We start from the raw sequence: 23,492 nt of genomic DNA on the forward strand, positions 1-23,492 counted from the left end.
TAAACAGAGTGAGCACTTATAGGTGTGAAGTCGGACCAGTTACTGAGTTATACGGATTAGCGTTTTAGTCTGAAAAGACGACCGTCTGTCCGATAGAAGAGCAGAGCAAGCAAAATAAGACTGCACCCTAATAACTTATTAGAAGATAGCTGCTCACCATACCAAAGGATACTCAAGATAACAGTCCATATAGGCTCAAGTAACATGATCAATGCGGCATTGCCCGGATTACTGTGCTTTTGACCCAGCGTCTGCATCACGTAACGCAGACTCGTCGCCAAAATAGCGCTAGCCGCAAACCATGCCCAAATACTCGAATTAACACTAACCGGAACCGTTTCAAATATTGCCGAAGCAACCAAAGCAATAACTCCAGTGGTCAAGAGTTGGAGACAAGTCAGCATCAGCACTGGCATACTTTGCGCTAAGCGACTATTTACATTGAAATGTAGCGCGAGCAAGCACGCATTAGCCAAAAACCACAATTGCCCAGCGGAACTGTTCCATTCCCCTTTGAGTGACAAGAATGCCAAGCCTGATACCGCAATCGGCATCGCAATCCAAAAAGCACGCTTTGGGCGTTCTTTATACAAAGCCCAAGCAACAATTGGCACAATGATCATAGATAGACTAACGATAAATGCGCCTTCCCCAAGGGTTTCACTAACGGCAATAGCGTGTACCCAAGCCAAAAGAGCCAAAGCAAGAATACAGCCACCACCCATTGCTTGAGCAAGTAGTCTGAGATTAAGTTGTTTGAATGATTTAAAACAGAACGGGAGTAAACATACAGAAGCAACCAAAAAGCGTAAGCCGACAAAGCCAAATGGTGGTAGCCCCTGAATCGTTTCTTTCGAAAAAATCCAGCCCAACCCGGCCAGTGCAGTGGTAACAACAAGAATCCAAGCAGCTTTGCTTTCTGAGTTCAAAATAAATTCTCTTAATTATTATTCTGTTAATTCATGAATTTCCGATAGTCTCAGATTTATTCAACAATTACCAAGAAAAGTCTTATTACATTTTTGCAGCCAATAACATGCACCTTTAAACTATTCATAATACCTATCAGAACCGTCTATGAGACTAATGTTAGGCAGAATTAACGTGTATTTTCACCATTGCATCACCGCAAGCAGACGACCTGACATTTAGAAAAACACTGTATAACACTGTATAGAAAATGATGTTTCAGATCACATTTTCTCATCCTTCCCTTACATCTGGACTCCACACCAAAAAGAAAAAATACTCTTATAAAACAGACACATAAAACAATTCAATCAAAAAAACAACGTTGTTAACGTACAAAAACACAGCAAATATTGCTTGATCAGTTCACTTAACCAAACTACTGTATACACATACAGTATGTATGTAAGGACAGTAATTATGTTTCAGATACACACAACAAATCGCTCAGTTTCTAAATTCAATGTTTTGGCTCAACCTACTCAGCCAATGAACATTGCAGACTCGACACTCAGCCGTTTAGCAGGGCTGTCTAACCAGAAGCAATGGATACTGTTCACCGCTGAGTGCCCTCGACCAGACTATGATCAGTTTTCTTCATACAATGTCAGCTGTAAAAAAATCATTCAGATGAAGCCTTCACAGACCCAATCCGAATTTGAGATCGTAATGAAAGCAATCAAATCCGGTAACGCTAGCGCTGTTGTCGCATCAGATAACATTGAACCCGTAGAACAATCTCTGCTCCGCGATTTAGCTGCTCAGCACCGCTGCGAAGTCTTCTTTGTTGCAAGTAAACTCTCTCGATTTCACTAATTACATTGCACTGCTTTCTACCTCTCTTCATTGAGAGGCTTTTTGTTTTACGCTATTTTTAAGTTTCCGATAAGATTTAAAAGCAAACGTTTGCTTTTTCTCTGGAAGGTTCATCTAGTTCTGGTATCATGCCTTGCAAATTGATTGCCTCTCACGCGCAATCCCCCATTTTTGACAAAGATAGGAATGTCTAAATGAGTCTTGCTGATCAAGTTCTTGCTGTTAATGATGATCTTCCCATTCGTACCAACAAGCCAGTTCACAGTGGCAAAGTACGCTCTGTATACTGGTTAACAGAGGAAGACAGTAAACGCCTAATCAAAGAAAAAGGCTACGATGTTGCTGAAGATGCGCCGCTCGCCATCATGGTCATCAGCGATCGTATTTCTGCATTCGACTGCATCTGGCACGGACAGGGGGGACTGAAAGGTGTTCCCGGTAAAGGCGCTGCACTCAACGCGATCTCCAACCACTGGTTTAAACTCTTCAAAGAGAATGGCCTAGCTGACAGCCATATCTTAGATATCCCTCACCCCTTAGTGTGGATTGTGCAAAAAGCCAAACCTATCATGATTGAGGCCATTTGCCGACAGTACATCACAGGCTCAATGTGGCGCGCTTATGAGAAAGGTGAACGCGAGTTCTGTGGTATTGAGTTACCAGAAGGACTCGAAAAAGATAAAGCCCTCCCTCAATTGCTAATGACCCCGTCTACCAAGGGGATCTTAAAAGGTATTCCCGGCGTTCCTGAAGCAGATGACGTCAATATCACTCGCCAAGACATTGTTGATAACTTCGCTGCATTCAATTTTTCTAAAGCGGATGATATTGCCCAATATGAAAAGTTACTCCGTGAAGGTTTTGTGGTAATTAGTAACGCTCTAGCCGAAATAGAGCAAATCTTCGTCGACACTAAATTTGAATTTGGCTACGTACATGATGCGGCTGGAAATGAAAAGCTCATCTATATGGATGAAGTAGGCACACCAGATTCTTCACGCATTTGGGACGAACGCGAGTATGATGCTGGAAGGATCATTGAAAACTCAAAAGAAGGTTTCCGTCAGTTTTTGCTTAATCATTTTCCTGACCCTGACATTCTCCTTAACAAAGAGCGTATGGATGAACGTGAAGCATTAGCTCGCGATAATGAGCTTCCACTAGAAGCTCTTATGGATATTTCCACGACTTATACCGGGATTGCAGAAAAAATCACAGGAAAACCAGTCAGAATGGGCGATAACCCCAAACAAGAAATCATCAAGGTACTGAGTGAAGAATACGGCTTGATCGACTAAATGGAATACGCCCAAACATAAGCTTGGGCGTATTTCTCAACGGTTTGAGTTCCGATTAAATCTGGCACTTATTTATCTTTACCTTTACCTCCTTTATCACTTCCCCCTTTGTTACCTCCTCCTTTATTTCCGCCACTATTGCCTTTACCACCGCTGTTTCCTTTGCCATTACCACTATTACCTCGAGCTTCAGAGTCAGCGTTATCTGGTTTATTTTTTAAGTCACCTGTACCATTACCGGGGTTTGAGTACTTCGCATGGGCAGCCAGCTCATCTTCTGAAACAAAACCATCCTTGTTTTTGTCAAACGATGCAAAGGCACTCAAGCCACTTTCGTTCTCAGATTCCTCATCACCTTCAGAGTCCTCCGACTTACGAAATTGATCGAATTCTTCTTTAGAAACTTGACCATCTCCATCGGTATCCATCGCTGATAACTCAGGAGGTGACTTCGTTGCATTATTTCCTTCATCTTGCTCATTTTCCTGCGCTAAGACAGAGGGGGATAAAAATAGCAAAGCCGCTAATATTATGTTCAAAGAATGCTGCATGATTGACTCCTTATATCTCACTCTTCTCAGCTAATAGTTTAGCCCAGCGATTGAAACTTCGAATTAGAGATGTAAGTTCAAGAAGAAGTTTTGATCAGGCTCGTATCTAATTGGGGCCATCAAAGGTATAACTACTCCATCTTGTTTATTTGGTCTTTTCATGGATTACCTTGCCCTTTCTCGAATTAGCTTAAAGCACCTGACGGTATTACAAGTGTTATTGAGCACACACAGTGTCAGTGGTACCGCCCAAATTTTATGTGTTACCCCTTCCAGCGTAAGTAAAACGCTCAGTCAACTGCGAACACAGCTTAAGGATGAACTGTTTTATCGAGAGAAAACTTCGTTAGTTCCCACACCGTTTGCATTATCTATTGCCACAGACGTACATAAAATTCTTGCTTGTATGAACGGAATCCTCCACCAAGGTGAATTCGAGCCTAAGAATTTTATTGGAACAATAGCGCTTTCGATGCGTGAGAGTACCTTCGAGCTATTTTCTGGGAGAATTACTGAGATCAACGCTCAGTTGACGTCAGCTAACATACAGATTTTCGCCAAGGAGCAACTTAGCTTTGATGCCCTGCTGCGTGGACAAGTTGATTTTATGATTTTACCTCACGATATCAGCCAACCACCAACGAGAAGCCGAGACCTTGTCTGGGAACAGATTCAAGAAGATGAAATGGTCTGCCTGATGAGTCCACAACATCCTCTGGCTAACCAATCGCTGAACACTGAAGAATATCTCGCTTACCAGCACATTGGTATTTTAGATAAAGACCTCTCTACGCCGTACTTTGAACAAAACCTTACTCAGCAATACTCGTCGAGAAACATCGCCATCTCCGTCGCTGATTTTGGTTCTGCAGCAGTCATCTGCCATCAGACTGAATTCTTGCTTACCTGTTCAAAAATGTGGGCTGAGAAATCATTGCAAGCACAGTCTCTGATCCAAAAGCCTCTGCCATTTTCCTATGGGAAAGTGGCTTATAGCTTGGTCTGGAATCAAGCCAGCTCGAATGACCCTGCCCTAAAATGGCTGCATTCTCAACTGATTAAACCTATTTAGACATACACGCTAGGTAGCTGAATGTTTTGGTGAATCAGTGGCCGTAAAGCATCATGAAACTGCAACATTTGCGATTCAGTGCATTTCGACCACTCAAGCGCTTTACCCATTACTCCATGATGCTGAAACGCATTAAGCCGCACATTAACGCTATCAGGCAGCGTATTAATAAGACGTGCGACTTCTTTGACTTCTTTGTCCAGATCGCTTCGGTTCGGGATATGGAGTAAGCGAAGCTCGTGCAATTTCTGCTTCTCAGCCAAATAACGTATTGATTGAACCACCTTGTGATTATCACGGCCAACCAACCAGTGATGTGTCTCTTCCTGCCATGACTTCAAGTCAATCATTGCGCCATCAAGATAAGGAAGCACTCGATCCCAGCCCGACTGACTTAAGTACCCATTACTGTCTATAAAGCACGTAAGATGGCTAAGTTCCGAGTCGGCTTTGATGCATTTGAATAATTCTATGATGAAAGGTAACTGCATTGTTGCTTCGCCACCCGAGATCGTGATACCGCTGATAAACCATTTTTGCTCATTTGTCAGCTCGATGATTTCTGATACCGAGTAGTGACTTACTTTAGGGCTAGAACGATGTGTGCACACATCAATGCACTGATCGCAATGCGTACATTTACTCTCATCCCATACGACTTTCTGGTTCGTGTCGAACGACAGAGCATTTTCCGGACACCCTTCGACACAATCCCCACAATGATTACAATAATTAATCGTATGGGGATTATGGCAGTTAATGCAGTTAAAATTGCACCCCTGTAGGAAAAGGACCAGTCGGTTACCTGGCCCATCCACGCACGAGAACTTGAGGATACGGCTAACGATGGCCTGCCTTTCGCTCATATGCTTACCCTATTTGTAAACAGGCTGACTTTCCATACTCACTACTCGTGGAGCCCGATCTAGGATCCCAGTATTGTTGGCGGCTTCTGCGCCAAGGAAAGTCGTATTCTTGCGCGATCCCTGGTCTGAGAACTTCTCTATATCTGACAGCTTCATCATATAGCCAGTAACTCGCACCAAGTCATTCGAAGCAACATTAGCCGTGAATTCCCTAAACCCTAAATTCAATGCTCCCTTACACAGATTAAACATGGCTTCTGGGTTTGACTTCACCGTTTCGTCTATTGTCAGGATGTCACTTATACCTGAGATGTAATGCTGATGGTGCTTTGCGGTCGCTTGTACATAAGCGACAGGGTCTGGCTCGGTGCCATATGGAATGCGAACTCCCGGAGTCACTCCTTCATCAAGGCTTATTCCCCCTTGAGCATGTAGAAGCGCCTTGCCTTCAAGGCCGTATTTCACCTCTGAGCCTTGCACGATTTCAGCCAGTTTCTCAGAAATTAGATGGCCTAGCTGGTTCGCTTCTAAATCATGCCCATAGCAACCCTTTTCTCCCGACTTCTCCATAAGAAGATTCACCGCTTCAGCCATGCCGTAGATACCAAACATTGGCGCAAAACGCGCTTCGTCAATCAAACCTTCTTTGGTTAAGAAACCTTTAAAGAAATTCGATTTCTCATGCAAATGTGAACTTCGTGAGTCCATCAACTCGACCATTAATTCACTGTAATAAGGCAACAGTTGGTTGAGAAAGTCGTCAGTGTCTGATGCTAGGTTCGCCAACAGCTTAAGGTTCATTCTGACTAGAGTGTTCGACCCACCAGCCAAAGGCAGAGAATTGTAACAACTCACAATACCAAATCGCTTCTCGCCGTAGCTACTCGCGTGCATTGGGTAGTTCGCAATATGAGGTTTACTACACTTACAAATGTTACTGGTTGCCTGACGTAACAAGTCATCCGGTGTCACGTTCGGGTCATACATAAAGGTCAGATTTGGCGCGATTTGCTTGAGCTCAGCGTCTATCTTCAAGATCGTCCGACAAATAATATTATCCGAGGGGCCAATATTAACGTGCATAAAAGCATCAGGCAGAGTTCGGTCTAGCATGATCCAAAATCGTTTGAGCTTCTGATAAATCGCCTGCTCACTTAATTCACCCACATAAGGTAGCAATACATCATCAAGCTGGCCTAGATATACCGGGATATTGGTCACTGACGGCACATGATGATAAATGATGGTCAGCAAGTTGATTGCATCGTCAAAATCACTCGCAGGTTCAAGCTCTAAGTACTCAGAGCCTTGCTGAAGAAACTTGGCATAATCAGGCAAGACATAGCGTGGTTTAAAAGGTGCGTGACCTTCAAACATATCGCACAGAACACCCTCTTCCAATGCTAGCCGAACCGGATCCGAAACAGGCATATAAGGGAGGCTTGCCTCTGCTTCTAAGGCTAAGAATTGATTCTTCTGTTTAGGGTTTAATTTGGCATCAGTGACAATTTCTTGTACACGTTGTTGGAAAGAGTTGAGAGCTTCAGACATTGTCTATTCCTTATTGTTTTTAAGGATTTTAGACGTCTACTCTCCATGTCGACAATTGAAATATCTTTAAACCTTCTTTTCCATTTTGGAAATCAAAGCAAATAAAAAAAGACTCAGTAGCAACCGAGTCTTTTGTTTTTTAATTAGGCACTTAAAGCTTAAAGCGACCAATTTCCTGTTCAAGCTCGTACGAAAGCTCTGAAAGCTGAGCGGCTTGAGCTGCAGCATCATGAGCTTCATCCGCAAGCTCATTTGATACGTCTCGGATACCCACTGTGTTACGTGTAATTTCAGACGTTACCGATGCTTGCTCTTCTGCTGCCGACGCAATCTGTGTGGCCATATCGCTGATTTGCTCAACCGCTGATTGAATTTGAGTTAAGCTGACCGCTGCTGAATCCGCATCAGTCACACTGGTGTCTGCAAGCTGGCGGCTATCACCCATAATGCTTACCGCTTTACCAGTGGTACTTTGGAGTGTTTCAATCATCTGTTGAATTTCTTGCGTCGAGGCATGTGTGCGCTGGCTTAGAACTCGAACTTCATCAGCAACGACTGCGAAACCACGACCTTGTTCACCAGCACGCGCCGCCTCAATCGCCGCATTCAGAGCAAGCAGGTTCGTTTGCTCAGCGATATCTTGGATGGTCGAAAGAATCGTACTGATGCTGTTACCGTGAGCTTCCAACTCTTGGATCACATCCGTTGCAACTTGTACTTCTTGTGCCAGATTCTGAATTGAAGACTGAGTCTGCACAACCTGCTTACCACCATGAACACACGCCGTCACCGCCTCCGTTGAGTTTTGTGCGGTATTGTCTGCATTGCCTGCGATTTCTTGGGTTGCAGCGGCCATTTCATTAATCGCAGTCGCAACCATGTTAATTTCGTCTTGCTGGAGGCGAATACGTGCGCTGCGCTCTTCGGCGTGCTCTGCCGTCTGCTTAGCTTGTTCAGACAGTGACGCTGATACATGACTTAGCTTAGAGACCATGACATGCATATTGCCAACAAAGGTGTTGAAGTTCGTCGCTAGCTGGCCGACTTCATCATCGCTGCGTGGCTCAAGGCGCTGTGTGAGATCTCCTTCACCAGAGGCAATTTCTTCAAGTGCTTGAGAGACGCGTCCAAGATCGCGGAACAAGAAACTCACTAGCCAAGACACAACAGCGATAACAATGATTGTGATAATCGTTGCCGTCAGCAGTAAGTTTTTCAGTAATGCGGTGTGCGCTGCTTCTTCTGTTTGACGGTCCATTTCAATAGCAAAAATCCACTGTGTGCCCGGAACCTTTTTGAAGAAGTAGAACTTTTCTTGCCCTTTACGTTCAATAATTTCCATGACACCAGAATTCGCCGCTTGCTCGATAGCATTCATGGTTAGCTTTTTAGACAGCGTATTCACTGGCTTTAGGGAAAGATCTTTGTTCGGGTGCGCGAGGAATGTACCGTTTTGCGTGTCAATCAACATCGCATAGGCATTTTCGCCGGCATCTAAGTTGATAACGTCGTCGATCAGCTGGTCAATCAATACATCCGCACCAACAACACCCACCAATTGGCCATTGCGACGAACGGGCTCGGCAATGGTGACTAAGAGTGCATTGGTAATCGCATCTTGATACGCTGTAGTTATGATCTGGCGACCAGCTGCATTCGCATCTTTATACCAAGGGCGAACTCGCGGATCGTAGTCGGCACGGTTACGCTCAGGGTGAGAGCGGAACATCTCACCTTGTGGCGTACCTAGGAAAATATCGTCAAATCCGCCCGCTTTACGAGCTTGTTGAAGAAAAGGCACAACCTCTTGCTCTTGGCTGTAATCATTGAACGCTTTGGCAATATCTTTACGAATGGCAATCCAGTCAGAAATTCCTTCCGAAGCAGCAGTCGCTAGACTCTCTGCTCGGGCATTAACGCCGTTACGAGTTTGTTGAAAAAGTTGGTCGGCAGAAAGCCAAGTAAGTGCACTCGCCATTAGCACAACGGCTAATAAGCTGGCACCGATGAGTTTTTGTTTCAGTGACAGTTTCATAATAGTTAATAATATTTGTGGAACAGACAGAGACTGCGAATTTTATAGACTATTTATCATTCATGCACGTAATATTATTGAAATATTATTTAGCTGTAACTGACTGTATTAACGCTATTTTTTTGGCGTCATACCTTTGTCACTAATGGTGTTATCAATAATTTATAAACAGCCTATTTGCTCTCTAAGTTTGGCTGTATATTTTAAATAATGAGAGGTCCATTTCACCTTTACTATTGGTTACTTAACTAAAACTCTAGATATAAAAAAGCCGGGTCACTGCCCGGCTTTGAAGATAATATCAGCGATTATTCTTGTTCGTCTGTATCCGTCTCTGAGGTTGATTCTGGTGCAGCTTGGGCCGTTTCCCCTTCCTGACCTTCCATTTCCTCACCTTCTGGTAAGTCCACTTCTTCAACTTCATCGATACGCTGCAGACCTACAACGTTCTCGTCTTCGGCAGTTCGGATAAGAGTAACACCTTGCGTATTACGACCAACCTGGCTAACTTCACCCACACGAGTACGTACTAACGTGCCAGCGTCGGTGATCATCATCATTTCATCACCTTCAACAACCTGGATAGCACCAACTACCGGGCCGTTTCGCTCAGAGACTTTAATAGAAACTACACCTTGAGTGCCACGACCTTTTGTCGGGTACTCGCTAAGTGCTGTACGTTTACCATAACCGTTTTGTGTAACAGTCAGAATATCACCTTCGCGCGAAGGAACAATAAGTGATACAACTTGGTCATTTTCAGCCAGTTTCATACCACGGACACCAGAGGCGGTACGGCCCATAGGACGAACACCTTTAAACTTAATCTCTGGCTGACCATTCTCATCAAGAACTGGTTTACCATTTTCGTCAAGTACTGGAATCTCTTCAGCTTCTTTAAAGCGAACCACTTTACCCGCTTTAGAGAACAGCATGATTTCGTTTTCGCCGTTAGTGATATCTACACCAATTAACGAATCATCTTCTCGTAGGTTGACCGCAATCAGACCATTAGAACGTACGTTCGCAAACTGATCTAAAGACGTCTTCTTAACCGTTCCATCACCGGTGGCCATGAAGATGAACTTCTCTGGGCTAAATTCTGAAACAGGTAGAATCGCGGTAATACGTTCGCCTTCTTCAAGAGGAAGAATATTGACGATTGGCTTACCACGCGCTGTACGACTTGCTAACGGTAATTGGTAGACTTTCAGACGGTAAGTTTTACCGCGAGTGGAAAAACATAAGATGTTGTCGTGAGTATTCGCAACGAGAAGACGTTCGATATAATCTTCGTCTTTCATCTTAGTTGCACTCTTACCTTTACCACCACGACGCTGAGCCTCATAATCGCTTAGGATTTGGTACTTAACGTAACCTGCGTTCGAAAGGGTCACAACCACATCTTCGCGCGCAATCAGCTCTTCCATGTCAATGTCATGGCTTGCTGCTGTAATTTCAGTACGGCGTGCATCACCAAAACTGTCACGAACGGCTTCTAGCTCTTCACGGATGACTTCCATCAAACGCTCAGTGCTTGCAAGAATGTGCATTAGCTCTGCAATTTCATCTAGTAGCGCTTTGTACTCATCAAGAATCTTCTCGTGCTCAAGACCGGTCAATTTGTGTAGACGTAGGTCAAGAATTGCTTGCGCTTGCTGCTCAGTTAAGAAGTACTGACCATCACGAATACCATATTGGTCTTCTAGCCATTCAGGGCGAGCTGCATCGGTACCTGCTCGTTCAAGCATTGCTGCAACATTACCCAAATCCCATCCACGAGCAACAAGGCCAGCCTTCGCTTCTGCCGGTGTTGGCGCTTTACGGATAAGGTCAATGATCTCATCAATGTTGGCCAGTGCTAAAGCAAGACCTTCAAGGATGTGTGCACGCTCACGTGCTTTACGCAATTCATAGATAGTACGACGAGTCACCACTTCACGGCGGTGATCAACGAAGCACTTCAACATGTCTTTCAGATTGAATAGCTGCGGCTGACCATTGTTCAGTGCAACCATGTTGATGCCGAAAGTCGTTTGTAATTGAGTGTTAGCGTATAGGTTGTTTAGAACCACTTCACCTACCGCATCACGCTTACACTCGATAACAATTCGCATACCGTCTTTATCAGACTCGTCACGCAGTGCGCTGATGCCTTCAACTTTCTTATCTTTTACAAGCTCTGCGATCTTCTCAATCAAACGAGCTTTGTTCACTTGATATGGAATCTCGGTAACAATAATGGTCTCTTTGCCATTCTTGTCTGCTTCAACTTCCGCTTTAGATCGCATGTAAATTTTACCGCGACCAGTCTTGTACGCGTCTACGATACCTTTACGGCCACTGATAAGCGCCGCTGTCGGGAAGTCAGGACCCGGAATGTAGTCCATAAGCTCATCAATAGTGATATCTTCATTATTGATGTATGCAAGACAGCCATCAATCACCTCAGTTAAATTGTGAGGAGGAATGTTGGTTGCCATACCTACTGCGATACCAGAAGCACCGTTAACCAGCAGGTTAGGAATTTTTGTCGGAAGAACCGCAGGGATTTGCTCTGTACCGTCATAGTTAGGTACATAATCAACGGTTTCTTTATCTAAGTCAGCCAGAAGCTCATGGGCGATCTTCGCCATGCGAACTTCGGTATAACGCATTGCCGCCGCTGAGTCACCATCAATGGAACCAAAGTTACCTTGGCCATCAACAAGCATATAACGTAATGAGAACGGCTGAGCCATACGTACGATAGTATCGTACACAGCGCTATCACCGTGCGGGTGATATTTACCGATTACGTCGCCAACAACACGGGCAGATTTTTTGTATGGTTTATTCCAGTCATTACCTAGCACATTCATCGCGAACAAAACGCGGCGGTGTACAGGCTTTAGGCCATCACGCACATCAGGAAGAGCACGACCAACGATAACGGACATCGCATAGTCAAGGTACGAACCACGAAGCTCATCTTCAATGTTTACGGGCGTGATCTCTTTAGCTAGATCGCTCATAGAGCCAATATCCCTCTATTTATAGATCGTATGTACAATACGTTTAAGGTGCAAAAATATAACACACAAATCAACAGTTCGGCATTACTTTCCCTCTCCTTTTATCAGGTTGTGAGCTTGGTTGTGAATCAAATGCTGAGAAATTGCACACTCTAGTTTTATCTTGCTGATTAATGGTTATATTTTCACCACCTCAAGAGAAAAGTGATCCTGTCTATGGAGTGTTGAGAGTTAGGAGTTATAATGCCTTCCAGTTTCAAGGAAGCCGGTTGCTAAGTAGAGTAGTTATGACCCAGTCACAAAATGTCGATCCAAACGAAATTAAGAAGTTTGAAGAAATGGCCTCTCGATGGTGGGATTTGGAGGGAGAATTCAAGCCACTCCATCAAATTAACCCGCTACGTCTCAATTACGTTCTGGATAATGCCGATGGTTTGTTTGGCAAAACCGTCCTCGATGTTGGCTGTGGTGGAGGTATTCTTGCTGAGAGTATGGCGAAAGAAGGCGCAACAGTGACTGGACTTGATATGGGTAAGGAGCCGCTTGAGGTGGCTCGATTGCATGCACTGGAAACCGGTACTGAGCTGACTTATATTCAGAGCACAATTGAAGATCACGCTGATGCACACCCAGGAAAATATGATGTCGTGACTTGCATGGAAATGCTGGAGCATGTTCCAAACCCTCAGTCGGTCATCAGCGCATGTGCAGCTTTGGTTAAACCCGGCGGCCATGTTTTTTTCTCAACATTGAATCGCAATTTTAAATCGTACCTATTTGCTATCGTTGGCGCAGAAAAGCTATTGCGCATTGTTCCCGAAGGTACCCACGATCATGAGAAGTTTATCCGCCCAGCGGAGTTGATAAAAATGATTGACCATACCGACCTAACCGAAATGGGAATTACTGGATTACACTATAATCCCATCACGGATACCTATAAACTCGGTAACAAAGTTGACGTCAACTATATCGTTCATACGCAAAAGTTTTAATATTTAGACATACTATTCATGTGACTAACCTATAGAGAGCGGTGGTATATATACCCCGCTTTTTTTGTTGTTTTTCGCCCATTTTTGGGGCTCTGATTCCAAAATATACAGACTCAAAATCACGCTCAGAATGACTGAAAGATCAAGGAATTTTTTTTTGTTTGTGGTTACTTATAAACCGATCCTAAAACGGTAATTTTATACAATCAATTAGACTCTAATCCCATCGGTTAGTATTCACTTACTGAAATTTTCAATTTTGTTAGTTATCCACAAGTCATCCAAGATCTGTAACTTGAAAAGCACCATAGATAGCACTATCTTGTAACTCGCACAGCAATGCACCCCTATATGTTGTGTTTGGACTACAATATATAGATAGACTTTGATCACAAAGCCGGAACAATTTTTACAAGAATTACACGAAAACACGGCTTTTATCAGTTTTGTTAGGGAAATTAAGCAGAATGAACCAACAACTAACCGTTACCAAACGTGACGGCCGCAAAGAAAATATTGATCTAGAAAAGATCCACAGAGTCATTACTTGGGCTGCGGAAGGTCTAGATAATGTGTCTGTCTCTCAAGTAGAACTTCGCGCTCACATTCAGTTCTACGATGGAATCACAACAACAGATATCCATGAGACTATCATCAAATCAGCGGCCGATTTGATCTCTGAAGAAACACCAGACTATCAATATCTAGCGGCTCGACTGGCCGTTTTCCACCTGCGTAAAAAAGCATACGGCCAGTACGAGCCACCAACGCTTTATGACCATGTGGCGAAGCTCGTCGATAAAGGCAAATACGATCAGCACATTTTGGAAGACTATACAAAAGCTGAGCTGGATGAACTCGATGCGTACATAGATCATAAACGTGACCTAGATTTCTCATACGCTGCGGTGAAACAGCTGGAAGGTAAGTACTTCGTCCAGAACCGTGTATCAGGCGAAATCTACGAAAGCGCTCAGTTCCTGTATATCCTTGTAGCTGCCTGTCTGTTTGCTAAGTATCCAAAAGAAACTCGTCTTGATTACATCAAGCGTTTCTATGATGCAACGTCAACGTTCAAGATTTCCCTACCGACACCGATCATGTCTGGTGTACGTACTCCGACCCGCCAATTCAGTTCGTGTGTCTTGATTGAGTGTGGAGACAGCCTAGATTCCATCAATGCGACAGCAAGCTCTATTGTGCGCTACGTTTCACAACGTGCAGGTATTGGTATCAACGCTGGTCGTATTCGTGCGCTAGGCTCAGAGATCCGTAACGGTGAAGCTTTCCATACAGGCTGTATCCCTTTCTACAAGTACTTCCAAACAGCAGTAAAATGTTGTTCTCAAGGTGGTGTTCGTGGTGGCGCAGCAACCGTATTCTACCCTCTATGGCATGGTGAATCTCAGGCATTGATGGTGCTTAAGAATAACCGTGGTGTAGAAGAGAACCGTGTTCGTCATATGGATTACGGTGTACAGCTAAACCGCCTGATGTATCAGCGTTTGGTTGAAGGCGGAAATATTACCTTATTCTCTCCGTCAGACGTGCCGGGCCTATACGATGCGTTCTTTGAGAATCAAGACGAGTTTGAACGTCTGTACGTTAAGTACGAAAACGATCCGTCAATCAAGAAAGAAACCGTTAAAGCTATCGAGATGTTCTCTATCTTGATGCAAGAGCGCGCTTCAACTGGTCGTATCTACATTCAAAACGTAGACCACTGTAATACGCACAGCCCATTTGATTCAGAGGTGGCGCCTGTTCGTCAGTCGAATCTATGTTTGGAAATTGCTCTTCCAACCAAGCCACTGACTAACGTAGAAGATGACTCTGGTGAAATTGCTCTATGTACGCTTTCAGCGTTCAACTTGGGGGCCATCAAGTCTCTGGATGATTTCGAAGAGCTGTCTGAGTTGGTTGTTCGAGCACTTGATGCTCTGCTGGATTATCAAGACTACCCACTTCCAGCGGCATACAAATCAACGATGAACCGCCGTACTCTGGGTGTAGGTGTGATTAACTACGCTTACTACCTAGCTAAGAATGGCGTGAAGTACTCTGACGGCAGTGCAAACGGCCTAACACACCGTACTTTTGAAGCGATGCAATACTACCTGCTCAAAGCATCTGTTGCTCTGGCAAAAGAACAAGGTAAATGCCCTTCTTTCCACGAGACCAACTACGCGAAAGGCTTGCTTCCAATTGATACGTACAAAAAAGATGTTGACCTAGTTTGTGATGAAACTCTTCATTACGATTGGGACGGTTTGCGAGAAGAGATCATGACTCATGGTCTACGTAACTCAACACTGACTGCTTTGATGCCTTCTGAAACGTCTTCTCAGATCTCGAACGCAACAAACGGCATCGAGCCACCACGCGGCTACGTGTCAGTTAAAGCATCGAAAGACGGTATTTTGAAACAGGTTGTGCCTGAATTCACTGAATACAAAGATAACTACGAGCTTCTTTGGAACATTGGTTCTAACGATGGTTATCTACATCTGGTTGGTATCATGCAGAAGTTTGTCGATCAGGCAATTTCAGCTAACACTAACTATGACCCTAGCCGTTTTGAAAGTGGCAAAGTGCCAATGAAGAAACTGCTACAAGATCTTTTGACTGCGTATAAATATGGTGTGAAGACACTTTACTACCATAACACTCGTGATGGCGCGAGTGATGACCAGAAAGACGCAGTACAACCACAAGATGACGATTGTGCAGGCGGCGGTTGTAAGATCTAATCACTAATCCAACGATTGGATTAGCAAGGCTTAACAGATTATTTGCCCCTCTGAGAGGGGCTTAAAAGGAATTGAGGCATCATGGCTTACAGTACTTTTAACCGAAACAAAAATGACCAACTAAAAGAGCCAATGTTCTTAGGTCAATCCGTAAACGTAGCTCGATATGACCAGCAAAAATTCGAAATCTTCGAAAAGCTGATCGAAAAGCAGCTGTCTTTCTTCTGGCGCCCAGAAGAAGTTGACGTATCAAGCGATCGCATCGACTACAACAAACTTCCAGAGCATGAGAAGCATATCTTCATCTCAAACTTGAAGTACCAAACTCTTCTGGATTCTATCCAAGGCCGTAGTCCAAACGTCGCGCTACTTCCATTAGTCTCACTACCTGAAGTAGAGACGTGGATCGAAACTTGGTCGTTCTCTGAAACAATCCACTCGCGTTCTTACACACACATCATACGTAATATCGTAAACGACCCAGGCTTAGTATTTGATGATATCGTCGAAAACGAGCACATCCTAAAGCGTGCAGAAGACATTTCGCAATACTACGACGACCTGATCCAAATGACGAATGACTACCATCGTTACGGCGAAGGTACACATACTATCAATGGTGAAGACGTTAAAATCAGCCTTCACGAATTGAAAAAGAAGCTGTACGTATGTTTGATGTCTGTAAATGCGCTAGAGGCCATCCGTTTCTACGTCAGCTTTGCTTGTTCATTTGCATTTGCAGAACGTGAACTGATGGAAGGTAACGCGAAGATCATTAAGCTTATCGCACGTGATGAAGCCCTTCACCTAACAGGTACACAGCACATGATTAACTTGCTGCGTAACGGCCAGGATGATTTCTCCTTCATGCAGATAGCTGAAGAATGTAAGCAGGAATGTTTTGATCTATTTAAAGCAGCCGCAGAGCAAGAGAAGGAATGGGCAGAGTACCTTTTCAAAGATGGCTCTATGATTGGTCTAAACAAGGACATTCTTTGTCAGTACGTTGAGTACATCACCAACATCCGTATGCAAGCAGTAGGGCTGGATGCCGCATATCCAGAAGCGACCTCCAACCCTATCCCATGGATTAATGCGTGGTTATCTTCCGATAACGTACAGGTAGCTCCACAAGAAGCAGAGATATCCTCTTACCTAGTCGGTCAGATTGATAGTGATGTGCGCGCAGACGACTTTAAGGATTTCGAGCTGTAATGCCCAACATAAAAATCAATGGGATCACTGCGATTCAGTCTAATCCTTCTAACACCATTCTCGAAACAATGGAAAAGGCAGGAATTGAACCTGAATACAACTGCCGAGACGGGCATTGTGGCGCTTGCCGCTGCAAGCTAGTCAAAGGTGCAGTGGAATACGTTGGTTTTGCAATGGCATATACGCAAAGTGATGAGATATTACCTTGTATTTGCAAGGCTAAATCCGACATTGAAATTGAAAGCGTAAATTATGCGTTAAAAGAAAAACGCGCATAACTATGCAAATTATAAAAAGCCCGGCTTGTTATGCCGGGTTTTATTTTATTATTTAGGCACGAATCTGAATACCGGATAAGAACTCATCGGCGGTCAACATGGACACTGCTTTGTCGGCAATCTCTCGTCCGTCATCATCGAATAAAGACAAGCGGTAGCCTAATGAATTTTCTTGATTTTTTTCTTCCGGAGCATGGAGCCACATAGAAATAACGTCCTGATTATCATCGCTAAGCGCCTCTCCTAAAACAACTTTCTGACTCGCCACCTGATACCAAACCATTATTTTTGAATGATGGAACATGCTTACCTCCCTGAGCAAAACCCGCGACGAACTATCATTTTAAGCACAATTGAAACAAATGCACGTTGCAAATAAGCGACAAAGTTGGCATCTATTTAAAATCATCAATTTAAGCGATAGATGATTTTCTTCTAAGAAATATTTATGAAAGCATGCGAGTAATAAGAAACATATTCATTCACTTATTACTGCATGCTGCTCGGTAGGAGTTTGACAGTTTTTTAAGCTTGTTCTAGCCAGCAATAACACTTTGAGGGACATACATTTCTTTTTCCCTGGTCAGTGAACTGTAATTCGGAAACATGGTTTTTCCTGAGAGATAGCGTCTCAACATATCAGCTGCGACTGTCGTGATAATGGTCGTTTGGTCAGTTCTAGAAAACGTTCGGTTAAAGGTGAGTGTCTGCCCCCACTCCCCTTCTCTTGCCGACATAGCCACTGAAAAAGTTCTTTCTGTTACTTTACCTGTAGCGATGGCTATATCGGTCGCACATTTATCTTTGGTCGCACCTGCAAGTGCAAACGCAGCAGCAAGTTCATCGTTATCACTGTTCCCGACATCCACTTTATTACCGAGTACCCACCCATGGCCGCAGTAATTAGCCGCTTCTTCGTTTGAGTGAAGCCATTGCGACAAACTACCGTGAGTCGATTGCTCCGCAGTCGAAATCGACAGCTTTTTCTCGAGAATCAAATGGCCGACATTCTCTTGCATTGATTCATCAACGCTCACCACGTTACTTTCTATCAAGTTGAAAACCAGCTGAAGTAACTTAACGCGGTTATCTAAATCACCTTTAGGGCCAAATAATTTGACTTCAATATAAGGCAGATAGGAACGGTAACCTAAGAAATAGCCTTCGGGTAGCTGCACTTTATCAAGTTTATCTGACAACGCGGACTCAGAGGTCCCAAAGGTATGAAGTTTGCTACATTCATAACCGGTAACGTCAGCATACTTCTGTTTCAGGTGTGGCAAAATCTGAGACTCTGTCATCAACTTAAATTCGCTTGGTACGCCAGGAGTAAAGTAAAAATCACAATCGTTAAAGTTCAACAAAAAACCGCAAGCAGTACCGATTGGATTATCCAGAATTACCGATCCTTGTGGCAACATAGCTTGCTTACGATTACTTTCTGGCATTGCAACACCGCGAGCACTAAAAAACTGCTCCAACTTCTCTAGCCATTCAGGATAAAGCTCTAACTCCTTATCCGAGGCTTGCGCTGCTGCTTCTGCACTAAGATCATCCGTGGTTGGGCCTAATCCACCATTTACAATGACAACATCACAGTTAAAGCTCAACATCATCAGCTCTTCAACCAGCGCTGACTGGCTATCACCAACCGTTGAACGTTTCGATAGGGAAAAGCCTTGTTGAAAGAATTTTTCTGACAACCAAGCCGCATTAGTATCAACGATATCGCCGTGAAGGACTTCTTCACCGGTACTTAACATCGCTATTTTCAACATAATTATTTTTCCTTTCAGGAAGCCTTTGGTTTTATGTCACAAACAAAGACAATCAAACTGCATGTTTTCATTGTTTGAGTGTAATTAAGAAACTAAGTTTCTTAATTAAGACAATTTCCGGTTTCCATTCCTCTTGCTTTAATGGATAATTGTGAGCCTGATCATAATAAGATATAGACTGTGGAGTTTATCCGTGTACAAAAAACACATCACCGCTTTGATGTTGTTGGCTTCTGCTTGCGCCAATGCCAATATCTACGATTCTCCTCAACATATTGAGTTCTCTTATACCGTAGATAACACCGAAAACTACAGTCTTTTCAGCAACTCTTATTCCTATAAGCCTAGCAATAGTTATGCCTTAGGTTTAACAGAAAGTGAATTAAAACTTGAAGAGCCAGAACTCCCTAGATATCTCACTGTACAAAGTGAGAAAGATTGGGATTACCTCAAAGGCCAAACTTACACCATTTTAGGTCTTAGTGTTGCGACAGTTGGCTTGATGACACTACTGCCGGAATCCATAACAAAATGGGATGAAGAAGATCGTGATTTGAGTGGTTTAGGTACAAAATGGAAAGATAATGTAACCTCAGGACCGGTTTGGGACCGAGATGACCATTTCTTAAACTATGTCATGCACCCTTATTTTGGTGGTGTTTACTATACAGCAGCCCGTCACGCTGGGTTCAATGAATTTGAATCTTTTTTATACTCTGCCACTCTCTCTACCTTCTTCTGGGAATATGGTGTAGAGGCCTTTGCTGAAGTCCCATCATGGCAAGATCTCTTCATAACGCCCTTCTTTGGTGCCGTTGTTGGTGAGATGATGTTTGAGGCAGAGCAAGACATCGTCGCGACTGGCGGTGAAGTTTGGGGATCTCAAACCATGGGTGACGTAACCTTGTTCTTCCTTAACCCTGTTGGGCACATCCACGGCTGGGTAAGCAATGCTTGGGGCGGCAGCGCTGAATTTCAATATAATAGTAAACCTTGGTTTGGTAATCAGGGGGCCGCGAAATTTGCAATGGATGCTGGTGCCAGCTACGACAGCGTTTTCTATGGCGTAGAAATGAAAATCAGCTTTTAACCTGAATTCAACAGTCATTGAAAAAGCGGCACTCAGTTGCCGCTTTTTTATGCCTGCTGCACAATATTATCCCCATAACCTAGGAGACAAGGCTAAAATTTGACCTGAATCAAACCTAACTTTCCTGCGACTCCTACACTCAATTTAGTTCTATAAAAAGAAATGCTTGCATTCAGGAGGCACATTATGAATTGCACATTTATCGTCAACTTTGTTGGTAAAGCAACCCCTGCCACGATCAAGCAGTTGGCGGCGGTCACTCACGAGAATGGAGGAAAATGGTTAATCAGTAAAGTGAACTTTATTGAGAATCAGGTAGCTGCAGTCATCAAAGTGGAACTCCCTGAGGAGTCAGCGGATGCAGTTAAAGCGGCCTTTCGCAGCAACGATGAGTTATTGGTCCAGATAGTCGACTCTGAAAGTAATACGCACAATGCCGATGCCATCTATCAGGTCCGCTTAGACTCCAATGACCGAGCGGGCATTGTTAATGAGATCACCCATGTTCTGGACAATCAAGGCATTAATATTCTAGATATGGACTGCCAGCGTGTGTTTATCGCGGGTGGTGGAGGCGTTAGCTCTAGCTTGTTCACGGCGAATATCGCATTGAAGTTACCGACCGAAGTTCAGATAGACGATGTAGCTAAAGAGCTTGAAGCCTTAAGCGAAGATATTCGAGTCATGGTGGAAGCATAATAAACACAAAGAGCAGCGATTAGGCTGCTCTTTTAGGTTATTCGACACTCCACTGTGAGAGCGAGCGTTTGAAATCTGAATAATCGAATTCATTTAGCTTCTGAATTTCACCGCCTGAGCGTTCACAGTACACAGAAGGCATTCTTAAGCCGTTAAACCAGTTAAGCTTCACCATTGTATAGCCCGCACTATCTAAGATATGAAGACGCTGACCTATTTCCAATGGTTTATCAAAGCTAGCTTCACAGAACTGATCACCCGCCAAACATGAACAAGAGCCAATCACATACCCATGCTCACCTTTATCCGAAGCTTCTAGAATAGAAGCGGGTTCATTGTAAATTAGCGTATCCAAGCGATGAGCTTCAGTTGCAGAATCAACAATCGCTGTTTCTTTAACGTTCTCAACGATATCCACCACGGTCACAACCAAGTCTGTTGTCTTGGTGATGATAGCTTCACCCGGTTCAAGGTACATTTGAACACCGTGCTTCTCAGAAAAGGCTTTAAGCGCTAAGCCAAGTTTTTCGATGTCATAGCCCGGCCAGGTAAAAAACACACCTCCGCCCATACTCACCCAGTCAAGCTTATCCAAGTACTGACCAAATTGCTCTGAGATGGAGTCAAGCAGACCGATAAACGCGTCGACGTCTTTGTTCTCACAATTCATGTGGAACATCACACCGTCAATATCTTCAAAGACTTCTGGATCAATATGGTCCGCTTGCACACCAAGACGAGAAAACTGACGCGCTGGATTCGCTAAATCTTGGCCGGCATAACTCACACCTGGGTTAAGGCGTAAACCCAGCGAAGCCTTTCCTTCTACAATGTGTCTATACGCAGCCAATTGATTTTGTGAGTTAAAAATCATTTTGTCGCAAATATCAGCCACATCACGGACATCATCCTCACTGTATCCAACACTGTATGCGTGAGTTTCACCACCAAAAGTTTCATGCCCCAGCTTAACCTCGAATGGGCCGGAGCTCGTTGTGCCATCCAAGTAAGGCTTGATGATGTCGAAAACACCCCATGTAGAAAAACACTTCAACGCCAGTACCAGCTTCACACCCGAGATTTCTTTGAGTTGCTTGGCTTTTTCTAGATTTTCGACCAACTTATCTTCATTGATCATAAAGTATGGTGTTTTCAGTTCGTTTTTTTGCATTTTATATTCTTACCCAATTAATACCGTAAAAATCGAACAAAGCCGACACTAGTGCATCGGCTTAATCTTATAAATCCAAATTAAGAACAATAAGTGCTTACTTTAGTTTGTGGATAACAGGTTGACCCGGCTCTAGTTCCTGAACATGCCAATCAAGACCAATGCTTGGCATAGTCTCAAGGAATGGGTCTGGATTGAGCTGTTCCATATTGAACACACCTTTATCCGCCCATTCACCACGGAAGAACTGAAGTGCAGCGGTGATCGCTGGTACACCTGTGGTGTAAGAAATTGCTTGATGCTCAACGTCTTCGTACGCAACTTCATGATCAGCGTTATTGTAGATAAATACGCTACGCTGTTTGCCGTCTTTCGTGCCCTGAACCCAAGTACCGATACAAGTTTTACCTGTATAACCTGGGGCAAGAGAAGTTGGGTCTGGCAGCAGTGCTTTAAGTACATGTAGAGGCTGTACAACCGTACCATCGTGAAGCGTCAGCGGATCTGGGCTTAGTAAGCCGATGTCACGCATACAGTTGAAGTAGTTCAGGTATTTATCGCCAAAGCCCATCCAGAACTCGATACGTTTAGCTGGAATGAACTCTTGCATAGAACGAACTTCATCGTGCGCCATAGAGTACACTTTGTGCTTACCCACCAGCGGGAAATCGAATTCAAGCATACGTGAGTGACACGGGACTTGTTTCCACTCTTCATTTTCCCAGTAGAAAGAGTCCCCTTGGATTTCAAGCATGTTAGTTTCTGGGTCGAAGTTGGTCGCGAACTTCTTACCGTGATCACCTGCATTTACATCCATTACGTCAATGGTGTCGATTTCATCAAACAGATGCTTCACTGCATACGCTGCAAATACCGAAACCACGCCCGGATCGAAACCAGCACCCAAAATACCTGTGATGCCCGCTTCAGCGAACTTCTCACGGTAGCCCCACTGCCAATCGTAAGCTTGAGGAACTTGCTGGCCTTCAGAACATAGGTCAACAGCAACAGAGGTATCTAGGTAGTTCACTTTTGCTTGGTAACAAGCTTCCATGATCGTCATGTTAACCCAAGGAGGGCCTGCGTTAATGACAAGGTCAGGTTGAACTTCTTTAATAAGAGCAACTAATGCCTCAACGTCATCCGCATCAACAGCACGCGCTTCCAGCTTCTTCGATGGGTCTTTCAGGTTGTTTTTCTTTTGAATAGATTCGATGATTTTTTCACACTTGCTCACTGTACGTGATGCAATAGTGATATCACCCAGTACTTCGTTGTTTTGCGCAGCTTTATGTGCAACTACCCAGCCAACGCCGCCTGCACCAATCTGTAGAATTGCCATAG

General features: G+C 43.9%; 19 protein-coding genes. 9 read left to right on the forward strand and 10 right to left on the reverse strand.

The window, feature by feature from the left end; all coding sequences use genetic code 11:
• Nucleotides 1-56: 56 nt before the first annotated feature.
• Nucleotides 57-929 carry a DMT family transporter gene (locus L1D31_RS10560; RefSeq protein ID WP_239837091.1) on the reverse strand — a complete coding sequence of 291 codons (873 nt, stop codon included), beginning with the start codon at nucleotides 927-929 and terminating at the stop codon, nucleotides 57-59.
• A gap of 460 nt (nucleotides 930-1,389) precedes the next feature.
• Between L1D31_RS10560 and L1D31_RS10565 the strand changes: the two genes are divergently transcribed.
• Together L1D31_RS10565 and L1D31_RS10570 are read left to right on the forward strand one after the other, a co-directional pair.
• Nucleotides 1,390-1,785, forward strand: a complete 396-nt coding sequence (locus L1D31_RS10565) for a hypothetical protein (RefSeq protein ID WP_239837092.1) — start codon at nucleotides 1,390-1,392, stop codon at nucleotides 1,783-1,785.
• Nucleotides 1,786-1,979: 194 nt separating this feature from the next.
• Complete coding sequence (locus tag L1D31_RS10570) at nucleotides 1,980-3,083, forward strand: phosphoribosylaminoimidazolesuccinocarboxamide synthase (RefSeq protein ID WP_239837093.1); 1,104 nt, start codon at nucleotides 1,980-1,982, stop codon at nucleotides 3,081-3,083.
• A 68-nt stretch (nucleotides 3,084-3,151) separates the two neighbouring features.
• On the opposite strand, the gene L1D31_RS10575 is transcribed toward L1D31_RS10570, so the two are convergent.
• On the reverse strand, nucleotides 3,152-3,634 hold the full coding sequence (locus L1D31_RS10575) for an EF-hand domain-containing protein (protein WP_239837094.1): 483 nt from the start codon (nucleotides 3,632-3,634) through the stop codon (nucleotides 3,152-3,154).
• A gap of 160 nt (nucleotides 3,635-3,794) precedes the next feature.
• Between L1D31_RS10575 and L1D31_RS10580 the strand changes: the two genes are divergently transcribed.
• Entirely contained in the window at nucleotides 3,795-4,706 is a 912-nt protein-coding gene (locus tag L1D31_RS10580; protein WP_239837095.1) for a LysR family transcriptional regulator, read from the forward strand.
• Here the strand turns inward: L1D31_RS10580 and L1D31_RS10585 are convergent.
• The 4 genes from L1D31_RS10585 to gyrA form a co-directional block, all read right to left on the reverse strand.
• The gene (locus L1D31_RS10585) at nucleotides 4,703-5,572 is read right to left on the reverse strand and encodes a YjjW family glycine radical enzyme activase (RefSeq protein ID WP_239837096.1); all 870 of its coding nucleotides are present in this window, start codon (nucleotides 5,570-5,572) and stop codon (nucleotides 4,703-4,705) included. The two genes, L1D31_RS10580 and L1D31_RS10585, sit on opposite strands and share 4 nt — an antisense overlap.
• Before the next feature lie 9 nt (nucleotides 5,573-5,581).
• Complete coding sequence (locus tag L1D31_RS10590) at nucleotides 5,582-7,123, reverse strand: YjjI family glycine radical enzyme (protein WP_239837097.1); 1,542 nt, start codon at nucleotides 7,121-7,123, stop codon at nucleotides 5,582-5,584.
• 151 nt (nucleotides 7,124-7,274) lie between these two features.
• Nucleotides 7,275-9,158, reverse strand: a complete 1,884-nt coding sequence (locus tag L1D31_RS10595; protein WP_239837098.1) for a methyl-accepting chemotaxis protein — start codon at nucleotides 9,156-9,158, stop codon at nucleotides 7,275-7,277.
• Between the two features lie 308 nt (nucleotides 9,159-9,466).
• Complete coding sequence (gene gyrA / locus L1D31_RS10600; protein ID WP_239837099.1) at nucleotides 9,467-12,172, reverse strand: DNA topoisomerase (ATP-hydrolyzing) subunit A; 2,706 nt, start codon at nucleotides 12,170-12,172, stop codon at nucleotides 9,467-9,469.
• Between the two features lie 287 nt (nucleotides 12,173-12,459).
• Here gyrA and ubiG point away from each other — a divergent pair, with 287 nt between their 5' ends.
• From ubiG to yfaE, 4 genes are all read left to right on the forward strand, one after another.
• Nucleotides 12,460-13,167: a bifunctional 2-polyprenyl-6-hydroxyphenol methylase/3-demethylubiquinol 3-O-methyltransferase UbiG gene (gene ubiG / locus L1D31_RS10605; protein ID WP_239837100.1), complete on the forward strand. Its 708-nt coding sequence runs from the start codon at nucleotides 12,460-12,462 to the stop codon at nucleotides 13,165-13,167.
• A gap of 467 nt (nucleotides 13,168-13,634) precedes the next feature.
• Nucleotides 13,635-15,917: a class 1a ribonucleoside-diphosphate reductase subunit alpha gene (gene nrdA / locus L1D31_RS10610; RefSeq protein WP_239837101.1), complete on the forward strand. Its 2,283-nt coding sequence runs from the start codon at nucleotides 13,635-13,637 to the stop codon at nucleotides 15,915-15,917.
• An 81-nt stretch (nucleotides 15,918-15,998) separates the two neighbouring features.
• Nucleotides 15,999-17,132 (forward strand): class Ia ribonucleoside-diphosphate reductase subunit beta, encoded by a 1,134-nt coding sequence (gene nrdB, locus L1D31_RS10615; protein WP_239837102.1) that lies wholly within the window; start codon nucleotides 15,999-16,001, stop codon nucleotides 17,130-17,132.
• Nucleotides 17,132-17,410, forward strand: coding sequence for a class I ribonucleotide reductase maintenance protein YfaE (gene yfaE, locus L1D31_RS10620; protein ID WP_239837103.1), 279 nt, complete (start codon nucleotides 17,132-17,134; stop codon nucleotides 17,408-17,410). The genes nrdB and yfaE overlap by 1 nt, the downstream gene beginning before the upstream one ends.
• Before the next feature lie 52 nt (nucleotides 17,411-17,462).
• On the opposite strand, the gene L1D31_RS10625 is transcribed toward yfaE, so the two are convergent.
• Nucleotides 17,463-17,714 carry a hypothetical protein gene (locus L1D31_RS10625; protein ID WP_045973853.1) on the reverse strand — a complete coding sequence of 84 codons (252 nt, stop codon included), beginning with the start codon at nucleotides 17,712-17,714 and terminating at the stop codon, nucleotides 17,463-17,465.
• A gap of 232 nt (nucleotides 17,715-17,946) precedes the next feature.
• Entirely contained in the window at nucleotides 17,947-19,188 is a 1,242-nt protein-coding gene (locus L1D31_RS10630; RefSeq protein ID WP_239837104.1) for a CinA family nicotinamide mononucleotide deamidase-related protein, read from the reverse strand.
• Nucleotides 19,189-19,381: 193 nt separating this feature from the next.
• On the opposite strand from L1D31_RS10630, the gene L1D31_RS10635 reads away from it, so the two are divergent.
• Entirely contained in the window at nucleotides 19,382-20,278 is an 897-nt protein-coding gene (locus L1D31_RS10635) for a DUF3943 domain-containing protein (protein WP_239837105.1), read from the forward strand.
• Between the two features lie 186 nt (nucleotides 20,279-20,464).
• Nucleotides 20,465-20,977 carry an ACT domain-containing protein gene (locus L1D31_RS10640; protein WP_239837106.1) on the forward strand — a complete coding sequence of 171 codons (513 nt, stop codon included), beginning with the start codon at nucleotides 20,465-20,467 and terminating at the stop codon, nucleotides 20,975-20,977.
• 37 nt (nucleotides 20,978-21,014) lie between these two features.
• Here L1D31_RS10640 and nspC read toward each other — a convergent pair whose 3' ends face one another.
• Both nspC and L1D31_RS10650 read right to left on the reverse strand, forming a co-directional pair.
• Nucleotides 21,015-22,148, reverse strand: a complete 1,134-nt coding sequence (gene nspC, locus L1D31_RS10645) for a carboxynorspermidine decarboxylase (RefSeq protein ID WP_239837107.1) — start codon at nucleotides 22,146-22,148, stop codon at nucleotides 21,015-21,017.
• 97 nt (nucleotides 22,149-22,245) lie between these two features.
• Nucleotides 22,246-23,490 carry a carboxynorspermidine synthase gene (locus L1D31_RS10650; protein ID WP_239837108.1) on the reverse strand — a complete coding sequence of 415 codons (1,245 nt, stop codon included), beginning with the start codon at nucleotides 23,488-23,490 and terminating at the stop codon, nucleotides 22,246-22,248.
• Nucleotides 23,491-23,492: the final 2 nt, after the last annotated feature.

The organism is Vibrio sp. Isolate23, assembly GCF_022398095.1.
Taxonomy (GTDB): Bacteria; Pseudomonadota; Gammaproteobacteria; order Enterobacterales; family Vibrionaceae; genus Vibrio; species Vibrio coralliilyticus_A.

Coding starts and splice junctions, on each gene's coding strand:
- nspC (WP_239837107.1), bottom strand. CDS start 22,148: ATGCAAAAAAACGAACTGAAAACACCATACTTTATGATCAATGAAGAT.
- L1D31_RS10650 (WP_239837108.1), bottom strand. CDS start 23,490: ATGGCAATTCTACAGATTGGTGCAGGCGGCGTTGGCTGGGTAGTTGCA.
- L1D31_RS10565 (WP_239837092.1), top strand. CDS start 1,390: ATGTTTCAGATACACACAACAAATCGCTCAGTTTCTAAATTCAATGTT.
- nrdA (WP_239837101.1), top strand. CDS start 13,635: ATGAACCAACAACTAACCGTTACCAAACGTGACGGCCGCAAAGAAAAT.
- L1D31_RS10630 (WP_239837104.1), bottom strand. CDS start 19,188: ATGTTGAAAATAGCGATGTTAAGTACCGGTGAAGAAGTCCTTCACGGC.
- L1D31_RS10580 (WP_239837095.1), top strand. CDS start 3,795: ATGGATTACCTTGCCCTTTCTCGAATTAGCTTAAAGCACCTGACGGTA.
- yfaE (WP_239837103.1), top strand. CDS start 17,132: ATGCCCAACATAAAAATCAATGGGATCACTGCGATTCAGTCTAATCCT.
- gyrA (WP_239837099.1), bottom strand. CDS start 12,172: ATGAGCGATCTAGCTAAAGAGATCACGCCCGTAAACATTGAAGATGAG.
- L1D31_RS10640 (WP_239837106.1), top strand. CDS start 20,465: ATGAATTGCACATTTATCGTCAACTTTGTTGGTAAAGCAACCCCTGCC.
- L1D31_RS10570 (WP_239837093.1), top strand. CDS start 1,980: ATGAGTCTTGCTGATCAAGTTCTTGCTGTTAATGATGATCTTCCCATT.
- L1D31_RS10595 (WP_239837098.1), bottom strand. CDS start 9,158: ATGAAACTGTCACTGAAACAAAAACTCATCGGTGCCAGCTTATTAGCC.
- L1D31_RS10625 (WP_045973853.1), bottom strand. CDS start 17,714: ATGTTCCATCATTCAAAAATAATGGTTTGGTATCAGGTGGCGAGTCAG.
- L1D31_RS10575 (WP_239837094.1), bottom strand. CDS start 3,634: ATGCAGCATTCTTTGAACATAATATTAGCGGCTTTGCTATTTTTATCC.
- L1D31_RS10585 (WP_239837096.1), bottom strand. CDS start 5,572: ATGAGCGAAAGGCAGGCCATCGTTAGCCGTATCCTCAAGTTCTCGTGC.
- L1D31_RS10590 (WP_239837097.1), bottom strand. CDS start 7,123: ATGTCTGAAGCTCTCAACTCTTTCCAACAACGTGTACAAGAAATTGTC.
- ubiG (WP_239837100.1), top strand. CDS start 12,460: ATGACCCAGTCACAAAATGTCGATCCAAACGAAATTAAGAAGTTTGAA.
- nrdB (WP_239837102.1), top strand. CDS start 15,999: ATGGCTTACAGTACTTTTAACCGAAACAAAAATGACCAACTAAAAGAG.